Annotated in this window: 14 protein-coding genes; 9 read left to right on the top strand and 5 right to left on the bottom strand. The window is 67.1% G+C overall.

What is annotated here, in order from left to right; translation table 11 throughout:
- Positions 1-71: 71 nt before the first annotated feature.
- From QK287_RS02550 to QK287_RS02535, 4 genes are all read left to right on the top strand, one after another.
- On the top strand, positions 72-1142 hold the full coding sequence (locus tag QK287_RS02550) for a Gfo/Idh/MocA family oxidoreductase (RefSeq protein ID WP_282359076.1): 1071 nt from the start codon (positions 72-74) through the stop codon (positions 1140-1142).
- A gap of 116 nt (positions 1143-1258) precedes the next feature.
- Entirely contained in the window at positions 1259-2377 is a 1119-nt protein-coding gene (locus QK287_RS02545) for a hypothetical protein (protein WP_282359074.1), read from the top strand.
- Between the two features lie 440 nt (positions 2378-2817).
- Positions 2818-4110 carry a serine/threonine-protein kinase gene (locus QK287_RS02540; protein ID WP_282359073.1) on the top strand — a complete coding sequence of 431 codons (1293 nt, stop codon included), beginning with the start codon at positions 2818-2820 and terminating at the stop codon, positions 4108-4110.
- On the top strand, positions 4107-4658 hold the full coding sequence (locus QK287_RS02535) for a mucin-associated surface protein (RefSeq protein ID WP_282359072.1): 552 nt from the start codon (positions 4107-4109) through the stop codon (positions 4656-4658). Before QK287_RS02540 ends, QK287_RS02535 begins: the two co-directional genes overlap by 4 nt.
- A 171-nt stretch (positions 4659-4829) precedes the next feature.
- Here the strand turns inward: QK287_RS02535 and QK287_RS02530 are convergent, their stop codons facing one another.
- Positions 4830-7049: an NADP-dependent isocitrate dehydrogenase gene (locus QK287_RS02530; RefSeq protein ID WP_282359071.1), complete on the bottom strand. Its 2220-nt coding sequence runs from the start codon at positions 7047-7049 to the stop codon at positions 4830-4832.
- Positions 7050-7297: 248 nt separating this feature from the next.
- On the opposite strand from QK287_RS02530, the gene QK287_RS02525 reads away from it, so the two are divergent.
- Positions 7298-8296: a hypothetical protein gene (locus QK287_RS02525; protein WP_282359070.1), complete on the top strand. Its 999-nt coding sequence runs from the start codon at positions 7298-7300 to the stop codon at positions 8294-8296.
- A 324-nt stretch (positions 8297-8620) separates the two neighbouring features.
- Here the strand turns inward: QK287_RS02525 and purH are convergent, their stop codons facing one another.
- On the bottom strand, positions 8621-10306 hold the full coding sequence (gene purH / locus QK287_RS02520) for a bifunctional phosphoribosylaminoimidazolecarboxamide formyltransferase/IMP cyclohydrolase (protein WP_282359069.1): 1686 nt from the start codon (positions 10304-10306) through the stop codon (positions 8621-8623).
- A gap of 149 nt (positions 10307-10455) precedes the next feature.
- On the opposite strand from purH, the gene QK287_RS02515 reads away from it, so the two are divergent.
- Entirely contained in the window at positions 10456-11808 is a 1353-nt protein-coding gene (locus QK287_RS02515) for an MFS transporter (protein ID WP_282359067.1), read from the top strand.
- A gap of 106 nt (positions 11809-11914) precedes the next feature.
- Here QK287_RS02515 and QK287_RS02510 read toward each other — a convergent pair whose 3' ends face one another.
- Positions 11915-12847: a hypothetical protein gene (locus tag QK287_RS02510; RefSeq protein ID WP_226775969.1), complete on the bottom strand. Its 933-nt coding sequence runs from the start codon at positions 12845-12847 to the stop codon at positions 11915-11917.
- 168 nt (positions 12848-13015) lie between these two features.
- Entirely contained in the window at positions 13016-13588 is a 573-nt protein-coding gene (purN, locus tag QK287_RS02505) for a phosphoribosylglycinamide formyltransferase (protein ID WP_226776296.1), read from the bottom strand.
- 39 nt (positions 13589-13627) lie between these two features.
- On the opposite strand from purN, the gene QK287_RS02500 reads away from it, so the two are divergent.
- The gene (locus QK287_RS02500; protein WP_226776297.1) at positions 13628-14056 is read left to right on the top strand and encodes a hypothetical protein; all 429 of its coding nucleotides are present in this window, start codon (positions 13628-13630) and stop codon (positions 14054-14056) included.
- Positions 14057-14069: 13 nt separating this feature from the next.
- Here the strand turns inward: QK287_RS02500 and QK287_RS02495 are convergent, their stop codons facing one another.
- Complete coding sequence (locus QK287_RS02495) at positions 14070-15386, bottom strand: DUF6350 family protein (protein ID WP_226776298.1); 1317 nt, start codon at positions 15384-15386, stop codon at positions 14070-14072.
- 184 nt (positions 15387-15570) lie between these two features.
- On the opposite strand from QK287_RS02495, the gene QK287_RS02490 reads away from it, so the two are divergent.
- Positions 15571-16038: a DUF4383 domain-containing protein gene (locus QK287_RS02490; RefSeq protein ID WP_226776299.1), complete on the top strand. Its 468-nt coding sequence runs from the start codon at positions 15571-15573 to the stop codon at positions 16036-16038.
- A 276-nt stretch (positions 16039-16314) separates the two neighbouring features.
- Complete coding sequence (locus QK287_RS02485) at positions 16315-16923, top strand: cupin domain-containing protein (protein ID WP_226776300.1); 609 nt, start codon at positions 16315-16317, stop codon at positions 16921-16923.
- Positions 16924-17017: the final 94 nt, after the last annotated feature.

Here is a 17017-nt window from a genome sequence, read left to right as displayed (position 1 = left end):
CCCCGGACGCTGTCCCCGGCACGGGCCGGCGCAGTCCCGCACACCGCCGGCCCGGGTGAGAGGATGGCACCATGACCGCCCACATCGCCACGCCCTGGCTGTTCAGCCAGCCGGACTCCGATCCCCGCACCGCCACCGGTGCCCGGCTGCGCTGGGGGGTCATCGCCACGGGAGGCATCGCCGCGGCGGTGACCCGCGACCTGGAACTCTTGGCCGATGCCGAGCTCTACGCAGTCAGCTCGCGCAGCCAGCCGGGCGCCGATGCGTTCGCAGCCGATTTCGGCTTCGCCCGGGCCTACGGAGACGGTGACGGACGCAGCGGCTTTGAGCGGCTGCTCGCCGACGACGCGGTCGACGTCGTCTACGTTGCCACCCCGCACGCCCACCATCACCGCATCGCGCTGGCAGCCCTCAACGCGGGCAAGCACGTCCTGTGCGAAAAGGCGCTCACCGTCAATGCACGCGAGGCCGCCGAGCTTGTGTCCGTGGCCCGGGTCAAGGGCCTGTTCCTGATGGAGGCCATGTGGAGCCGCTTCCTGCCGGGCATGCAGCGGGCTTTCGAGATCGCGGCGTCCGGCGAGCTCGGCGACGTCAAGTGGGTAGCGGCGGATCTGGGATTCCCGGCACCGTATTCGCCCACCTCGCGCCTATGGGCTCCGAACGACGGCGGCGGCGCGCTGCTTGACCTCACCGTTTACCCGCTGCTCTGGGCCCTGGGCACCCTGGGTTTCCCGGCGACCGTCAGCGCCACGGGCTGGCTGAACGAGGACGGCGTGGACGCCCAGAATGCGCTGACCCTTGGCTACCGGCACGGCGCCCAGGCGCAGCTGACCTCGTCCCTGCTGGCGTACGGCCCGCGGACCGCCACGGTGGCCGGCAGCAAGGGATTCCTGCAGTCCATCGGCTCGATCAACAACCCGAAGGAGCTGCTCGTTCGGGTTGGCTTCGACGAGCCCCGCATCGAGTCCTTCGACGTCGTTGGGCGCGGCTATAGCTATGAACTGCGCGAGGTGACGCGCTGCATCCAGCAGGACCTCGCGGAGAGTCCCGTGATGCCCCTGGAGGACTCCCTCAACACCATGCGGCTCTTCGACGGGGTGCGCTCCCAGCTGGGGGTAAGCTACCCAAACGACGCCCGCTGACGGCGTTCCCGCCGCCCCGGCCTGCATCGATTTTACGGCGGGCTCTGGACTAGCACCCCGAGTGCGGGCTTATCCTAGAGGCAACCATCGGGATTTCGCGGGAGTGGGGTGCAGGCATGGACTCAACATCAGCGCCGTTCCGCACGCGCCGCCCGCTCCGGCGGATGATCTTGGGAAGCCTCGCCGGCGTCGCCTGGCTGGCTGTCTCCGCGTCAGTTGCCACCGCAGACGACTCGGCCGCCTCCGCTCCGGCCTCGGCCGCAACGATCGTGGACGTTGCAGTGGTCCCCCTACCTCCCGACCCGGCCGCCTACCTTCCTGCCCCCGCCGGGGCAGCTTCGGATGCGGTGGCAGACGCCGTGACGGATGCCGCAGCAGCCGCGGATGTGCCGTGGACGACGGTCCCGGCGGCGGACCCTACAGTGGTACTGTCCCCGGTCGTCGAGGTGCCGCCGCTCCCGGTCACTGTCCCCGACCCGGTCCTGGTCCCCGACCCGACCCCCGTCCCGGTCCCCGATCCGACCCTCCCGGTCACTGTCCCGGACCCGGTCCCGGTCCCCGACCCGACCCTCCCGGTTCCCGACCCGGTCACTGTCCCGGACCCGGTCCCCGTCCCCGACCCGACCCTCCCGGTCGCCGTCCCCGCAGCGGGTCCTGTTCCGAACGACCCTTCGGTCGCCGGTCCCGAATCGACGCAGCCGGCCGCAACATCCACCGTCCCCACGGCACCGCCGGCGGCGACGGACCGGACTCCTGGTGACCCGGCGCTTCCCGGTCCGGTGCCGCCGGCTTCGGACCCGGCATCCGCGGCACTCGACGTAGCCCTGGCCGCGCGGGGTCCTGCCCCGTCAGCCGTTCCCGCCGGGTTCTATTCCGGCAGCACCTACCCACCGGCTCTGGATACCGCAACGCGGCCGAGAGCGGACGGACAGAAACCAGACTCCGTTCCCGCATCGGGCTCCGGCCCGGGCGCAAAGGCACCCCAGTCCCCTGCGGGCCAAGCACCCCGCGCCCCTTTTCATAACGAGAAGAATCTACCGACACCCACTGCCCTGCCCGCCGCGCCGGGTTCGGGCTCCGGCAACACCATCTCCTCCGGCGGGCCTTCAGGTGGCGCCGCTTGGCTTCCCAGCCTGTACTTGATCATTCCCACGGCCGCCGCTGAACCGATCCGCGGCCCGCTCCAGCACGCACACCCGGCCGCCGCTGCGGACCCGGGTTCATCTCCCGACTAATCGGCCGTCCCCTACCTCCACTGTGCACGGCCAACCGGGCGCTTGTGAGCGCCCGCCAACAGTCATTCAGGAGATCCCCAATGGACGCCATGGTCCGCTGCCGTCATTGCGGCACCCACCCTTCCGCCGCCCCCGCGCTGACACCGGCAGAGCCCAAACCCGAAGCGAACCCGCCTGCCGGACCGCCAACGCGCCGCAGACCGTCGCCCCGGCCGGCGGGGCGGCATCCGCCGTAGGACGCTAACGCCTTCCGACCAGGCCTTCGTGGGGCCGGGCGACGTCGGTGGGTCCGCTGGGGGACTCACCGGCAATCGCGTTCCGGCAACGTTTGGCCCCGGATGGCAGCCGTCGGTCCGCGGCCGCCATCCGGGGGGCCGTGCCGTCCCGGTATCATTCTTGGGAGGCGCCGCCTTGGCGCACGGGAACGGACGGGGACCAGTGTGACGAGTTCGCCCAATTACGACACCGCAACACTCGTCGGTGGTCGCTACCTGCTGGCCGAGATGATCGGCCGGGGCGGCATGGCTTCGGTCTACTCCGCCAAGGATACGAACCTGGGCCGGGACGTGGCCCTCAAACTCTTTGCGCCGAAGTCCACGGATCCGGAAGACATCCGGCGCCAGGAGGCGGAGGTGCAGTTGCTGGCAACTCTGAACCATCCGGGCCTGGTGACCCTCTTCGACTCCGGTGTCGATACCCGCGTTCCCGGGGAACCCCGGCCGTTCCTGACCATGGAGCTGGTGGACGGGCAGGACCTCCGCGCCCGGATCCGGCACAGCCCGCTGCCGCTCGATGAGATAGCGGTCATCGGGGCCGGCCTGTCAGACGCCCTGGCCTACGTACATTCACTCGGGATCATTCACCGGGACATTAAACCGGCCAACATCATGCTGGTTCCGCTCCGGCCCGGGGAGCCGCTGCGACCAAAACTCACGGATTTTGGGATCGCCCGCATCATGGACGGAACCCGGCTGACCGCCACCGGCACGATGGTGGGCACCGCCGCCTACCTAAGTCCGGAACAGGCCCGGGGCGCGGACCTCGGCCCTGCCAGTGACATCTATTCGTTGGGGCTGGTGCTGCTCGAAGCGATCAAAGGCGACGTCGAGTATCCGGGCAACGCCGTGGAATCCGCCGTCGCGAGGCTGCACCGTGCCCCGGCCATCCCCGATTCGGTGCCGGCCGCGTGGGCCCGGCTCATCCGGGCCATGACGGCGCTGGATCCGCAGAGCCGGCCGACTGCCGCCGAACTTGAGGTGGTGTTGCGTCACGCCCTGATTTCGCCCCGGTCCCTCCCGGGACTCCTCGTTGAAGAACGCACCCGGGTACTTCCGGCACCGCCGGCCCGGCCGCCACTGCCGCCCTCCCCCGGTCACGACGCAGGCCAGGGCCGGCCTGCCGCGTCGAACAACCTCGGCGGCCCCGCCACCGGCACCCGGTCCCTGCACCGGCTCGACCCGGACACCGTGTCCTTGCCGCCGTCGAAAACCGGCTCCCGGCCGGCGCGATCCGCCGTTCCCTTCGGGCGGGCCCGATCCGCGGTTCGCTTCGGGCGGGCCCGGCGCAGCACCCGGATGCTGCTCTTCCTTATACCCCTGGCGTTGGCGGCCGGGATCCTCGCCGTCGGCGTAGCGCTCTCGGCACCGGAACCACCCGCCGTCGTTCCCTATCCGGCCGTGACCGGGGACCTCGGCCAGCACCTGCAGGAACTCCAGGACAAGGTGGAACCATGAAGCCGACCATCCAGCCGGCCCGGGGAAACCGTCCCTGCCGCCCCGGCCCGTCCGCCGCCGGCCGGCTCCTCGGCAAGGTGGTCCTCGCCATCGTGTTGCTCTGCGGCACGGTTTCCGGCTGCGCCGCGGCCCCGGAGCTAAACGGCGATGCCGCCCGGGAACTGCAATCGCAGGTCCTTACCGTGACCGAAGCAGCCGCCGCCAACGATCCGGCAGCGGCCCTGCGGCAACTGGACGGGCTCGTCCAGAAACTGGACGAGGCGGCCGGCCGCGGCGAGGTGTCCTTCCAACGCCACCAGAGCATCCGGAAGTCCATCGATACCGTCCGCACGGACCTCAACGCCAAGCAGGCGGCCGCCGAAGCGGCGCGGGTCGCCGCCGAACAGGAAGCGGCGGCCCAGGCCCAAGCTGCCGCGCAGGCCGCAGCGGCCGCCGCCCAGGCCCAAGCCGCCGCCTCAGCTCCTGCGCCCGCGATCGCGCCTGCAGCGCCGGCGGAACCGCCGGCCGACACCGGCAAGGCCAAGGGAAAGGGCAAGGGCAAGGACTGAGTCAGTCCACTGGACCGTCAGCTCGGCCCGGACGACGCCGGGTCCAACCACGGTGGCCAAGCCGCCCGGGCCGCCCGAGCAGCCCGAGCCGCCCGAGCAGCCCGAGCCGAGACGGCACAACGCCCCGCGTTCCTTTCGGAAGGCGGGGCGTTGTGTGTCGCCGGACGGCTGCTAGCCGAGCATGGAGAGCACGTCGCTGAACTTCGCCGACGGCCGCATGGCGGCGGTGACCTTGGCCTCGTCCGGGTGGTAGTAGCCGCCGAGGTCCACCGGGGAACCCTGGACTGCCAGAAGCTCGCCGATGATAGTGTCCTCACCGGAGTCCAGCGCCCCGGAGACTGCGGCAAACGCTGCGGCCAGCTCGGCGTCGTCGGTCTGGCGGGACAGTTCCTGGGCCCAGAACTTGGCCAGGTAGAAGTGGCTGCCGCGGTTATCAAGCTCGCCGGCCTTGCGCTTAGGGGACTTGTTCTCCAACAGGAAGGTCCCGGTGGCGCGGTCCAGGGTGTCGGCCAGGATCTGCGCACGGGCGTTGTCCGTGGAGGTGGCAAGGTGCTCGAAGCTGACGGCGAGGGCCAGGAACTCACCCAGGCTGTCCCAGCGCAGGTGGTTTTCGCTGAGCAGCTGCTGGACGTGCTTCGGGGCGGACCCGCCGGCGCCGGTTTCGAACAGTCCGCCGCCGTTGATCAACGGAACCACTGAGAGCATCTTGGCGCTGGTGCCCAGTTCCAGGATCGGGAACAGGTCCGTCAGGTAGTCGCGCAGCACGTTCCCGGTCACCGAGATGGTGTCTTCGCCCTTGCGGATTCGTTCCAAGGTAAAGGCCGTGGCATCTTCCGGGGTCATAATGGCGAGCTGCAGGCCCTCGGTGTCGTAGTCCTTGAGGTACTCCTCAACCTTGGCGATCATCCGGGCGTCATGGGCACGGCTCTTATCCAGCCAGAAAATAGCCGGCATGGCCGAGGCGCGTGCACGGGTGACGGCCAGCTTGACCCAGTCACGGATCGGCACATCCTTGGTCTGGCAGGCACGCCAGATATCACCCGGGGCGACCTGGTGCTCGATCAGCACGGTGCCGGCGTCGTCAATGAGCTGGACGGTGCCCGCGGACTGGATCTCGAAAGTCTTGTCGTGGCTGCCGTATTCCTCTGCGGCCTGGGCCATCAGGCCGACGTTCGGGACGGTACCCATCGTGGTCGGGTCAAAGGCACCGTGGGCGCGGCAGTCGTCGATGACCACCTGGTAGATACCGGCGTAGCTGCTGTCCGGCAAGACGGCGAGCGTGTCGGCCTCCTGGCCGTCACGGCCCCACATGTGGCCGGAGCTGCGGATCATGGCCGGCATGGAGGCGTCCACGATCACGTCGGAGGGCACGTGCAGGTTGGTGATGCCCTTGTCGGAGTCAACCATGGCCAGCTCAGGCCCGTCGTTGAGGCCCTTCTTGATAGCCGCTTCAACTTCGCCGCGGATCTCCTCGGGGAGGTCCTCAAGGCCATTGAGGATCGAGGCCAGGCCGTTGTTCGGGCTCAGTCCTGCGGCGGCGATCTGGGCACCGTAGCTGTCAAAGAGTTCCGAGAAGTAAGCGGTGACAACATGGCCGAAGATGATCGGGTCCGAGATTTTCATCATGGTCGCCTTGAGGTGGGCGGAGAACAGCACACCCTCGTCCTTGGCCCGTGCCACCTGGGCCGCGAGGAAGGTGTCCAGGGCGGCCGCGCGCATCACTGTACCGTCGATGACCTCGCCGGCCAGGACGGGGAAGGCCCGCTTGAGGACCTTGACCGTGCCGTCGGCCTTGACCAGCTGGATCTTGACTTTTCCGTCGGCCTCGATGACCACGGATTTCTCGTTGGAGCGGAAATCCTCGGCATCCATGGTAGCCACGTTGGTCTTCGACGCGGAGCTCCAGGCGCCCATGCTGTGCGGGTTCTGGCGGGCGTAGGCCTTGACCGAGAGGGGTGCGCGGCGGTCCGAGTTGCCTTCACGCAGCACCGGGTTGACGGCGGAACCCTTGATCTTGTCGTAGCGGGAGCGGACGTCCGTCTCTTCGTCCGAGGAGGGGTTGTCCGGGTAGTCCGGCAGGGCGTAGCCCTGGGCCTGGAGTTCCGCGACGGCGGCCTTCAGCTGAGGCGTCGACGCGCTGATGTTGGGCAGCTTGATGATGTTGGCTTCGGGCTGCTTGACCAGTGCACCAAGTTCGGCCAGGGCGTCACTGACACGCTGCTCTTCGGTGAGGTAGTCGCCAAACGCGGCGATGATGCGGCCGGCCAGCGAAATGTCGCGGGTCTCCACTGCCACACCGGCCGTCGAAGCGAAGGCTTCGACAATCGGCAAGAACGAATAGGTTGCCAGCATCGGCGCTTCGTCGGTGTGGGTATAGATAATCTTTGCCATTGCTCGGGCGTCTCCCTGAAGGTCTGGGTATTTCCGGAATTTTGTGCCATTTCAACACCCCCTAACTTACCCGAGGGAGCGCGGTTGCCACCTACCGGCGTCGTGCTCCGACGGGTCCGTGACATCCCCGCCGGGTCGTGACAAAAATTGACAAGATACTTTACAGATTCGTCAAAGTGCCGTAGTTTCGTTCCCATCACCGCGGCCGCTACCACCGGCCGTCCCGATCTCCACCGGTTAGGACACCCATGAGAACACCCAAGACTCTGGCCACCAGCCTGCTCAGCATCTCGGCAGCAGCGCTGTTGGCGTTGAGCGCCGCGGGCGCGGCGAACGCAGCCCCGGCATCCGGCAACGCACCGACGGAAGCGTCGGGTGTCACCAGCCACGCCGTTCTCGAAACGGGCGGCGCGGAGTACTGGACGGCGGAGCGGATGCGCAACGCCGCCCCCGGTGACGTGCTGGCCGAAAAAGCGGTGCAGCGCGGCGCCGGGTCAAAGGCCGCGCTGAACCGCCCGGCGGCTGGAGCGCCGGGTACCGTCGAGGCCCTTGCCCCGAAGAAACAGGGGGCGGATATCCAGACCAAGGCGAACGCCAGCGAAACTCCGGTCAAGCACATCGGCAAGGTCTTTTTTACGCTCGGCGGCACTAACTACGTGTGCTCCGGCAATTCGGTCTCCGCCACGAACAAAAGCACCGTCTCTACGGCCGGCCACTGCATCAACGAGGGCCCGGGTGCCTTCGCCACCAAGTTCACGTTTGTCCCGGCCTACCTCAACGGGTCCGCACCCTACGGCATGTGGACGGCCAAGGCCCTCTACGCCCCGACACAGTGGAGCTCCGGCGGCGACATGACGTACGACACCGGCTTCGCGGTGATGAACACCCTCAACGGCCAGAAGCTTGCGGATGCCGTCGGTGCCTCGGGCGTGAAGTTCAGCGCTGCCCGCGGCCTGGCCTACAAGGCATTCGGCTACCCCGCGGCCGCACCCTTCAACGGTGAGTCCCTCAAGAGCTGCAGCGGCACCGCCGTCAACGACTCCTCCAACCCGCAATTCAATACCCAGGGCATTCCGTGCAACATGACCGGCGGTTCCTCGGGTGGCCCGTGGTTTATTGGAACCAGCTCCACCGGCTACCAGAACTCTGTCAACAGCTACGGCTACGGCAGTAACTCCACCACCATGTTCGGCCCGTACTGGGGATCCGTCATCCAGCAGGCCTACAACACCGCGGCCGCTTCCTAGGACAAGCAGCCACACCCACACCAGCGCGGGGTCATGCGCGGTCCATCTCCAGCAGCGGGGATGGGCCGCCGTGGCACCGCGTTGCCGTATCCGGGGGATTGGCCTGATGATGGACGCAAGGATGGACGGCGGCGATGGACGCGGCGATGGATCCGGCCGGCGGGACATGCCCGCCGTACAGGCCCAGGACTGGACATAATCCCATTGTGCCCAGCCCGTGCCGCGAAGAATGGACATGTCCCCCGGAAAGGGAGGACATGTCCATTCTTGGTGAAGCCGGGCCCGCAGAAAGCGTGCTCGCGATCCCCAGTGGAACGCGATCCCCTAGTGGAAGAAGTGCCGGGCGCCGGTGAAGTACATCGTGATGCCGGCCGCATTGGCCGCGGCGATGACCTCATCGTCCCGAACCGAGCCGCCTGGCTGCACCACGGCGCGGACGCCGGCGTCGATCAGGATCTGGAGCCCGTCTGCGAACGGGAAAAACGCGTCCGACGCCGCCACGGCACCACGGGCACGTTCCGGGGCACCCGTGGCGTCGGCGTTCGAGGCGCCGCCCGCGCCATCAACCTCGGAGTCCACGCTCACGCCGAGTGAGTTGGCCCGCTCGACGGCGAGCTTGCAGGAATCGAGCCGGTTGACCTGGCCCATGCCGATGCCCACGGCGGCGCCGTTCTGTGCCAGCAGGATGGCATTGGATTTGGCGGCCCGGCAGGCGGTCCAGGCGAAGGCGAGGTCCGCAAGCGTCCCGGGATCCGCGGCGTCACCGGCGGCGAGGGTCCAGTTGGCCGGGTCATCACCCTCGGCGTCTACCTTGTCCGTGGCCTGGACCAGCATGCCGCCGGAAACCTGGCGGAACTCCGTCGGGTAACGGCCGTAACCTTCGGGCAGGGCCAGGAGGCGGATATTCTTCTTCTTGGACAGGATTTCCACCGCTTCGTCCTCGAAACCCGGGGCAATCACTACCTCGGTGAAGATGCCGGCGACGGTCCGCGCCATGCCGGCGGTGACGGTGCGGTTGGCCGCGATCACGCCGCCAAATGCGGAGACCGGATCGCAGGCGTGCGCCTTGGCGTGCGCGTCCGCAATCGGGTCGGCGGCGGAGGCGGAACCCACAGCCACACCGCAGGGGTTGGCATGCTTGATGACCGCAACGGCGGGCTCAGCGAAGTCGAACGCAGCGCGCAGGGCGGCGTCAGCGTCGACGAAGTTGTTGTAGCTCATTGCCTTGCCGTGCAGCTGGTCGGCCTGGGCGATGCCGGCCGGGGCGGCCTTGTCCACGTAGAGGGCGGCCTGCTGGTGCGGATTTTCGCCGTAGCGCAGCACCTCGGACCGTTCCAGGGCCAGTCCGGCGTAGGCAGGCCAATCGATGACGCCGTCGCCGTCCTCGTCGAGGAACTGGCTGGCAGTCCAGCCGGCCACGGCAGTGTCATAGGCGGCGGTGTGCGCGAAGGCCTTGGCGGCGAGCCGGCGCCGGGCCTTCAGGTCAAAGCCGCCGGAGGCGGCGGCAGCAACGACGTCGTTGTACGAGGAGGGGTCCACCACAATGGTGACGGCGGCGTGGTTCTTCGCGGCCGAACGCACCATCGCCGGGCCCCCGATGTCGATCTGCTCAACGACGTCGTCCTGCGCAGCGCCGGACTTCACGGTTTCCACGAAGGGGTAGAGGTTCACCACCACCAGGTCGAACGGCTCGATGTCCAACGACGCGAGCGTCTCCATATGGGCCGGGACGCGGCGGTCGGCGAGGATGCCGCCGTGCACGCGCGGGTGCAGGGTCTTGACGCGGCCGTCGAGCATTTCCGGCGAGCCGGTGACTTCCTCGACTTCCTGCACCGGAATGCCTGCGGCGGCAATCTTTTTGGCGGTGGAGCCGGTGGAGACAATCTTGACGCCGGCTTCGTGCAGGCCCCTCGCGAGCTCCTCCAGACCGGTCTTGTCGTAGACCGAAATCAGGGCCCGGCGGATGGGGACACGGTCGATGGATACACGGTCAAGCGGCGTGAAGCTCACAAAAGTCTCCGTCTTATATCGCGGCTGGGCCGCGGGTGGTGGGGATGGGCACAGTTTATCGTGTCGGGCCGCCGGGACTTCCCGCGCGCCGGAGTTATGAAGCGCAGCGCAGCGGCGGAGGGCCACGTAGAATTTCCCAGGAGGCTTTAATGAATACATACACCACTGTGCCCAGCGGCGAACAGGTGGTCCAGGAACTGCCGTGGCGCTGGCGTGTGCAGGGCCGGATCTTTCTGATCGGCGGCCTGGGCTTTATGTTCGATGCCTGGGACGTCACGCTCAACGGCATCCTCATTCCGCTGTTGTCCAAGCACTGGTCCCTGAGCCCCGGGGAGGCCGCCTGGATCGGAGCCTCGAACCTTATCGGCATGGCCCTGGGCGCATTCGTCTGGGGCACCATCGCGGACACCATAGGGCGCAAAAAGGCGTTCACCGCCACGTTGTTGATCTTCTCGGTGTTTACGGTGTTCGGCGCCTTCTCCCCCGACTTCCTCTGGTTTGTGGTGTTCCGGTTTATGGCCGGCTTCGGTTTGGGCGGCTGCATCCCGGTGGACTATGCCCTGGTGGGCGAATTCACGCCCCGCAAACAGCGCGGCAAGGTCCTCACCGCGATGGACGGCTGGTGGCCGATCGGGGCCGCGTTGTGCGGATTTGTGTCCGCCGGGCTGGTGGCGCTTTACGGGGACTGGCGGCTGACCATGCTGGTGATGGTGCTTCCGGCGTTGCTGGTGTTCTGGGTCCGCCGCAGCGTCCCCGAGTCCCCGCTGTTCCTGATCCGCAACGGCCGCCGGGAGGAAGCCGCCAAGGTGATAGACGACCTCGTCGCCGCGACCGGGGCCGAGCCCCGCGCCTACAGCCTGCCCGAGGCACAAGACGCGCCCCGGCTCTCCGCCGGCAGCGCCTGGACCCAACTGCGCGCGCTCTGGCAGTACAACTGGAAGATCACAACGGCGGCGTGGTCCCTGTTCTTCAGCATCCTGCTCGTCTACTACCTGTCGCTGACCTGGATGCCGAGGATCCTGATCGGCGCCGGCTTCGAGGAGTACAAGGCCTTCCTCACCACCGCCTCCATGGCCGCCGTCGGGCTCCTGGGTGTGGTGGTGGCCGCGCTGCTGGTGGAACGGGTGGGACGGAAGTGGATCCTGGCAATCACCGGACCGCTCTCCGCGCTGACCCTGGTGATCGTGGCGTTTGTGGTGGACATCCCGACGGCGGCCGTGTTCTGGCTGCTGGTCTTTGGCTTTGTGGTCCAGGTAGCCATTCCGGTGCTTTACACCTATGTTTCCGAGCTGTATCCGACCGAACTGCGCGGCTCGGGCTTTGGCTGGGCCTCGACGTTCTCCCGGCTCGGCGCAGGGTTCGGTCCGCTGATTTTCGCGGCGTTCCTGTGGCCGGAGCTGGGTCTGGCGACGTCATTCGCCCTCGCCGGCGGGTTGGTGCTGCTCAGTGTGCTGTGGATGGCGTTCTTCGCTCCCGAAACGAAGCAGCGCCAGCTCGCCTAGCTCCCGCTCGCCTTCCCCCGCTCCGTTCCCACTCCCCCGTACCACCGTTCCCAACTGACTCGCAGCTCAGGTCGTTTTGGGGGCTCAAAACGACCTGAGCTGCGAGTCAGTTGGGCTGCCAGCCGCGGCCGGCGAGGGCAGTCAGCACCTTGGCGACGGCGGCGCGTGCGTCGTTCTCCATGTGCCGTTTCGAGATTCGGACCAGGATCCAACCGGCGCCGTTGAAATCCTCTTCCCTGGCGATGTCCCGGACGATCTGCGCCGCGGCTGAGTGCACGGCTCCCTCGTACTCCACAGCAACCCGGTGCTCCGGATAGGCCATATCCGGTTCACGTACGATACCGGAGCCCAGGACCGTGACCGCGTTCAGTGTCGGCTCCGGCAGGCCAGCGCGACCCAGTGCGAGCCGAAGCCTCGTCTCCGGGCCCGAGTCCGCGCCGATCCTGGCCTGCTCCAAGGCGAGCCGGGCCTTGCGGATGCCGGGCGTACCCCGGTGCCGGTCCAGCATCTCAGCGAGTTGCTCCGGACTGGCATAAGGCGCGGACCGGTTCTCAAAGGCAGGCCGGGGATGGCGCAGCAGATGGTCCGCTACCACTGTCAGTTCGTCGATGCTCATCTTTCGGGCACAGTCCAGCCACGTCCTGGTCCGGGTGGTGACCAGGACGCCGTCGAGCCGGGTGATTTCGTCGTCGAAGAACTGCCCGACGTGGCCGATCACGCCCCTGCGCCGCGGTATTGCCATCGTGTCCGGCCGGGAGATATGGATGCCTGGAGCAGAGGAGCCCGGCAGGAATCCCGGGAAGTCCCAGATCAGAAAGGCTGTCGCATGGGATGCTGCGGAGAATTGCGTCACAAGGGTGAGGGGACGAGCCTGCAGATCCAATGCGGCGGACGGTTTTGACGGCAGCCGGATCCCGCGGCTCGGAACATCCAGGGAGCGATGCCTGAGCCGGCGCCGGCTGGCTCCGGCATCAAGTGCCTCCTGGAGTGTAAAGGGCGCCAGTCCGAGCGGCGCCGGAAGCGGCCGCGGTGTCTTCATCGACCCATCGTCGCAAAGCCGAGGACTTCGCCGGAGGGTTATCCACAAGCCATGGCGGGTGAACCCAACTGACTCGCAGCTAAGGCCGTTTTGAGCGCCCAAAACGGCCTTAGCTGCGAGTCAGTTGGGGGCGCTAGTTGGGGGGGCGCTACTTGGGGGGCGGGGGCGCTAGTTGGGTCGAGGGGCGGCGAGGGCGGCCAGCGTGGCGACCAGCAGCCGGCGCTCCACGACCTTGATCCGCTCGTGCAGGGATTCCTCGGTCTCGCCGTCCGAGACCGCCACGGCTTCCTGGGCGATGATCGGCCCGGTGTCCACGCCGGCGTCGGCCCAGTGCACCGTGCAGCCCGTGACCTTGACGCCGTAGGCGAGCGCATCGCGGACCCCGTGGGCGCCGGGGAATGAGGGCAGCAGGGCCGGGTGGGTGTTGAGGTATTTGCCGCCGAACGAGTCAATGAACTCCGCGCTGACAATCCGCATAAAGCCTGAGGACACCACGACGTCGGGCGAATACGCGGCGACAGCACCGGTCAGCGCGGCGTTCCAGTCAGCCCGGTCCGGATATGCCTTGAAGTCCACCTCGAAGGTCGGGATGCCGGCGGCGGCAGCACGCTGCACCCCGTAGGTTCCGGGCCGGTCCGCCCCGACGGCGGCGATCCCGACGTCGAGATCGCCCGCCGCGACAGCGTCGATGACGGCCTGGAGATTGGACCCGGTGCCGGAGACGAGGACTACGATGCGCATGGTCCTAGCTTATGGGGCCGCTCGCGTAGGCTGGAAAACATGAATCCCCCGAACGACTCCGCCTCCGGCCCGGGCGGCCAGCACCCGCTCAGCGACGCAGCCAAAGCCGCGCAGGCAAAAACCCATCTGCTGTTCCGGAGCTTTATCGTGGCGGTGCTGGGATCGTTTTTCGTCTACCAGCTGGATATCAGCTACCTCTGGCTCAGCGGACTCCTCACGGCCGTTGCCGCCGTACTGGGAATTATGGTGCTGGTCCGCTACGCCAGGCTCAAGGAATCCAAGCTGGTGCTGTTCGGGACGATTTCCGGTCTGGTGGTCGTGGCCATCCAGGTGGTGCTGCTGCTGACCTCAGTGCTGTTCTTCAACCAGGTCCGGGACTACCAGCAATGCAGCCGCCACGCCCTCACCCAGTACGCGTCGTCCATCTGCCAGACCCAGCTGGAAAAATCGCTGCCCCAGTTCCGCTAAACACGGCGCCCGGTTACCGGGATGCCGTCTCCAGCTCCGATTCACGCAGCGTCTGCTGGCGTTCCAGCCACGGTCCCGCGGCAGAGCCGATGACGACGCCGACGGCGACCTCCACGGCCAGGAACACCGCCATCCGAAGCGGGTCGGGACCAATCTCGGTGAGCCGTCCGATCCCGGCGGATCCCCCGGCCAGCCAGGCCAGGCCGGCACCGAGCAGCCCGGCGATGCTGCCTACCATCGCGCCGAGCACCAGTGTGGAAGCCGTGGCCGTGAACCAGCGGGCGTGGATCTTGATGGAGAGCCATTCGTCAAAGTGGTTTTCGCCTTCGCGCAGGAACCACCACCCGGCCAGCGTGCCGGCGAGGACCGGCACCACCAGCGCAGCCGCCGCATAGTCCAGCGTCCCGGCTGGCAGCGCCGCGAACACCGGGATCGACGGCAGGGGTCCGACGGCGGTGCCGAGCGCCCCCGCTTGGGAGCCGATGCCAAGGGCGACGCCCGCCCCGGACGTCCAAGCGAGCGCGACCACCGCCAGGTTGGGCAGGAATCCGAGCTGCGCGATGGTCAGGGCGGCACCCCCGAAGGGTCCGGCCTCAAGCCCCTCGTAGACCGCGATCACGAGGTTCCAGTGGATAAACAGGGTAACGGCAAGCAGGACGCAGCACATCGCCAGGCTGGCTGTCAGCGCCACGAAGCCGGCTTTGACCGCGGAGCCCAGGTAGGAACCGGCCCAGCGCGAGTGTTGACTGGTCCGGGAGAGCCAGGCGACGGCGTCGACGCCGATCAGCCGGCTCCAGGAACCGGCCTCGCGGCGGGCTCCGACCACCATGCCGGTGCCGAACGGGATCAACGGGATAAGCGCGGCGGACCACAGGCCCACGCCGACGTCGGCGGTGCGGCAAATGAAGCCGGTGGCCAGGCCAAAGCCTGCGTACACCAGCGAGGACCCCAGCAGCGCCTGCCAAAGCTGGTCAGTATAGGAGGCCCGGGCGAGCCGGCGGCCGGCGCGCCAGGCAAGCAGGAACGGGATCAGCGTCAACCCCAGCGGGGTAAGGGACAAAACGCCGGACTGAGGTTGGGCTGTCGCGCCCATGCCAACGGTGTCCAGCAGTAGCGGAACACCGTGGATAAGCAGCCAGGACTGGCCTGAGAGGCGGGCCAGCACGTCGGTGGCGCCGTTCTGAAATCCCGCGGTGGCCCACACGACAAAAATCGGGGCGGCCACCATCAGGGCGGAAATGACGGCTGCCTGCGCGGACTCGAGGGCTCCCTGCAGCCATAGCGGCATCGGAAGTCCACGTTCCCCGGTCTGATCAGCGCGCAGTTTCATCGTGTTCCATGGTGCCACGCGCGCGCCCCCCCTGCCGGTGCGACAGGCGCAACTGCCGCACTTCACTGCACTTCCGCCCGCTGACGACGGTTCATCCGGCATTCCACACCGACACGAAGCAGCGCTTTTTTCCTGTCTCGGCCGTAAAATTGGAGTGTCCGCAATCAGTGGTTGGAGGCACAAAATGACTACCGCATCTCCACATGCACACGGCGTTCACTTCGGACGGACAGATGTCCAGAACGTCGGCATGGGTGTTGGTACCGTCCTTATCGTCGTGGGCATCCTGGGATTCATCCCGGGCATCACCACGCAGTACAGTTCCTTGGCGTTCTTCGGACCCGGATCCACGGCCCTGTTCCTGGGCCTGTTCCAGGTATCGATGCTGCTGAACATCGTTCAACTCGCGATTGGCGCCACCGGCTGGGCCATGTCCCGGAACCCCGTGGGTTCCCGGAACTTCCTGATGGGCTTTGGCCTGCTGTACATCATCCTTAGCGTCTACGGGCTCATCGTCGGGGTGGGTTCGGCGGCCAATTTCCTGTCGCTGAACGCCATCGATGCCTGGGCCTTTATGATCCTGGGCCTGGCAATGGCCGGCGCCGGTTGGCTGATGTCCAGGCATCTGGCCGAAGACGCAAATACCCGGTAAACGAACCACCGGGACCAAGGGAGCCGCGAATGAGTACCGTTTCATAGTAAGCAGAAAATTCGTTCTACCTGCTGGTGCAGCCACTGCGTAAAAGCGCAGTTGCTGCACCAGCTTCTGTGTGGCGGCGTCCGGGCGGGATGCATCGAGCGGCGGAGGGTGCGGGTCGCAAAACCTCGCTTCTGTAAATATTTTCATTTTACTTAGGGCAAAATCATTGACCCGCTAAAAATCTTCACTATAGTTATGTGAGTCAGCTCACCAAGTGAAGGACATCGAATGACCACCGAAAGCGCCACGGGCAGCGTCCCGGTAGCTACCAGTGCACTGCTTGCCACCGTCGGCAACAAGGTGCGCTCCATGCGCAAGGAAAAAGGCATGACGCTCGCTAAGCTTTCGGAGATCACGGGCCTCAGCCCGGCAATCGTCAGCCAGATCGAACGCGGCCTGGCCAACCCGTCCTTCACCACCCTGGCGCAACTGGCCCACGGCCTGGACATCCCGGTCGGGAAATTCTTTGTCGGCCAGGAAAAGCCCAGGTCCCCGGTGGTCCGCAAAGCCGATCGGCGCAACCTGAAGGGCGTCACCAAGAAGTCAGTAGGCGAGGCGGTCTATGAGCTGCTCACGCCTGATCTTAACGGCGCTCTCGAGGCCCAATGGATTGTCAGTCCGCCCGGCCACGACACCAGCGCCACTCCTTTCCGCCACAGCGGCGAGGAGTTCGGGCTCATCCTCTCCGGCCGGAAAGACATTTTCCTGGACGGGGAATGCTATTCGCTCGAGGCCGGCGATTCCATCACTTTCGCCTCGGACACCCCGCACTGGTACAAAAACAGCTACGAAGAGGTATGCGTAGCAATCTGGGTTAACGCACCTCACGCGTGGTAGCGGCGCCGACCCCAAGCGGCCCCTACCGTCCCACCCACTGTCGCTGTCTGACCCTGACCGCCGACAGTCCTTGCCACATTCGCAGCCACCGACC

This window comes from Arthrobacter sp. AL05 (genome assembly GCF_029960715.1).
In the GTDB taxonomy this organism is placed as follows: Bacteria; Actinomycetota; Actinomycetes; order Actinomycetales; family Micrococcaceae; genus Arthrobacter.
The sequence above is the reverse complement of the archived record's forward strand: the minus strand, read 5'-3'. Positions and strand labels throughout refer to the sequence as shown.

Excerpts from the sequence above, each read along its gene's own strand:
- QK287_RS02500 (WP_226776297.1), top strand. The coding sequence starts at position 13,628 with ATGAATCCCCCGAACGACTCCGCCTCCGGCCCGGGCGGCCAGCACCCG.
- QK287_RS02510 (WP_226775969.1), bottom strand. The coding sequence starts at position 12,847 with ATGAAGACACCGCGGCCGCTTCCGGCGCCGCTCGGACTGGCGCCCTTT.
- QK287_RS02535 (WP_282359072.1), top strand. The coding sequence starts at position 4,107 with ATGAAGCCGACCATCCAGCCGGCCCGGGGAAACCGTCCCTGCCGCCCC.
- QK287_RS02495 (WP_226776298.1), bottom strand. The coding sequence starts at position 15,386 with ATGAAACTGCGCGCTGATCAGACCGGGGAACGTGGACTTCCGATGCCG.
- QK287_RS02530 (WP_282359071.1), bottom strand. The coding sequence starts at position 7,049 with ATGGCAAAGATTATCTATACCCACACCGACGAAGCGCCGATGCTGGCA.
- QK287_RS02485 (WP_226776300.1), top strand. The coding sequence starts at position 16,315 with ATGACCACCGAAAGCGCCACGGGCAGCGTCCCGGTAGCTACCAGTGCA.
- purN (WP_226776296.1), bottom strand. The coding sequence starts at position 13,588 with ATGCGCATCGTAGTCCTCGTCTCCGGCACCGGGTCCAATCTCCAGGCC.
- QK287_RS02550 (WP_282359076.1), top strand. The coding sequence starts at position 72 with ATGACCGCCCACATCGCCACGCCCTGGCTGTTCAGCCAGCCGGACTCC.
- QK287_RS02490 (WP_226776299.1), top strand. The coding sequence starts at position 15,571 with ATGACTACCGCATCTCCACATGCACACGGCGTTCACTTCGGACGGACA.
- QK287_RS02515 (WP_282359067.1), top strand. The coding sequence starts at position 10,456 with ATGAATACATACACCACTGTGCCCAGCGGCGAACAGGTGGTCCAGGAA.
- QK287_RS02545 (WP_282359074.1), top strand. The coding sequence starts at position 1,259 with ATGGACTCAACATCAGCGCCGTTCCGCACGCGCCGCCCGCTCCGGCGG.
- QK287_RS02525 (WP_282359070.1), top strand. The coding sequence starts at position 7,298 with ATGAGAACACCCAAGACTCTGGCCACCAGCCTGCTCAGCATCTCGGCA.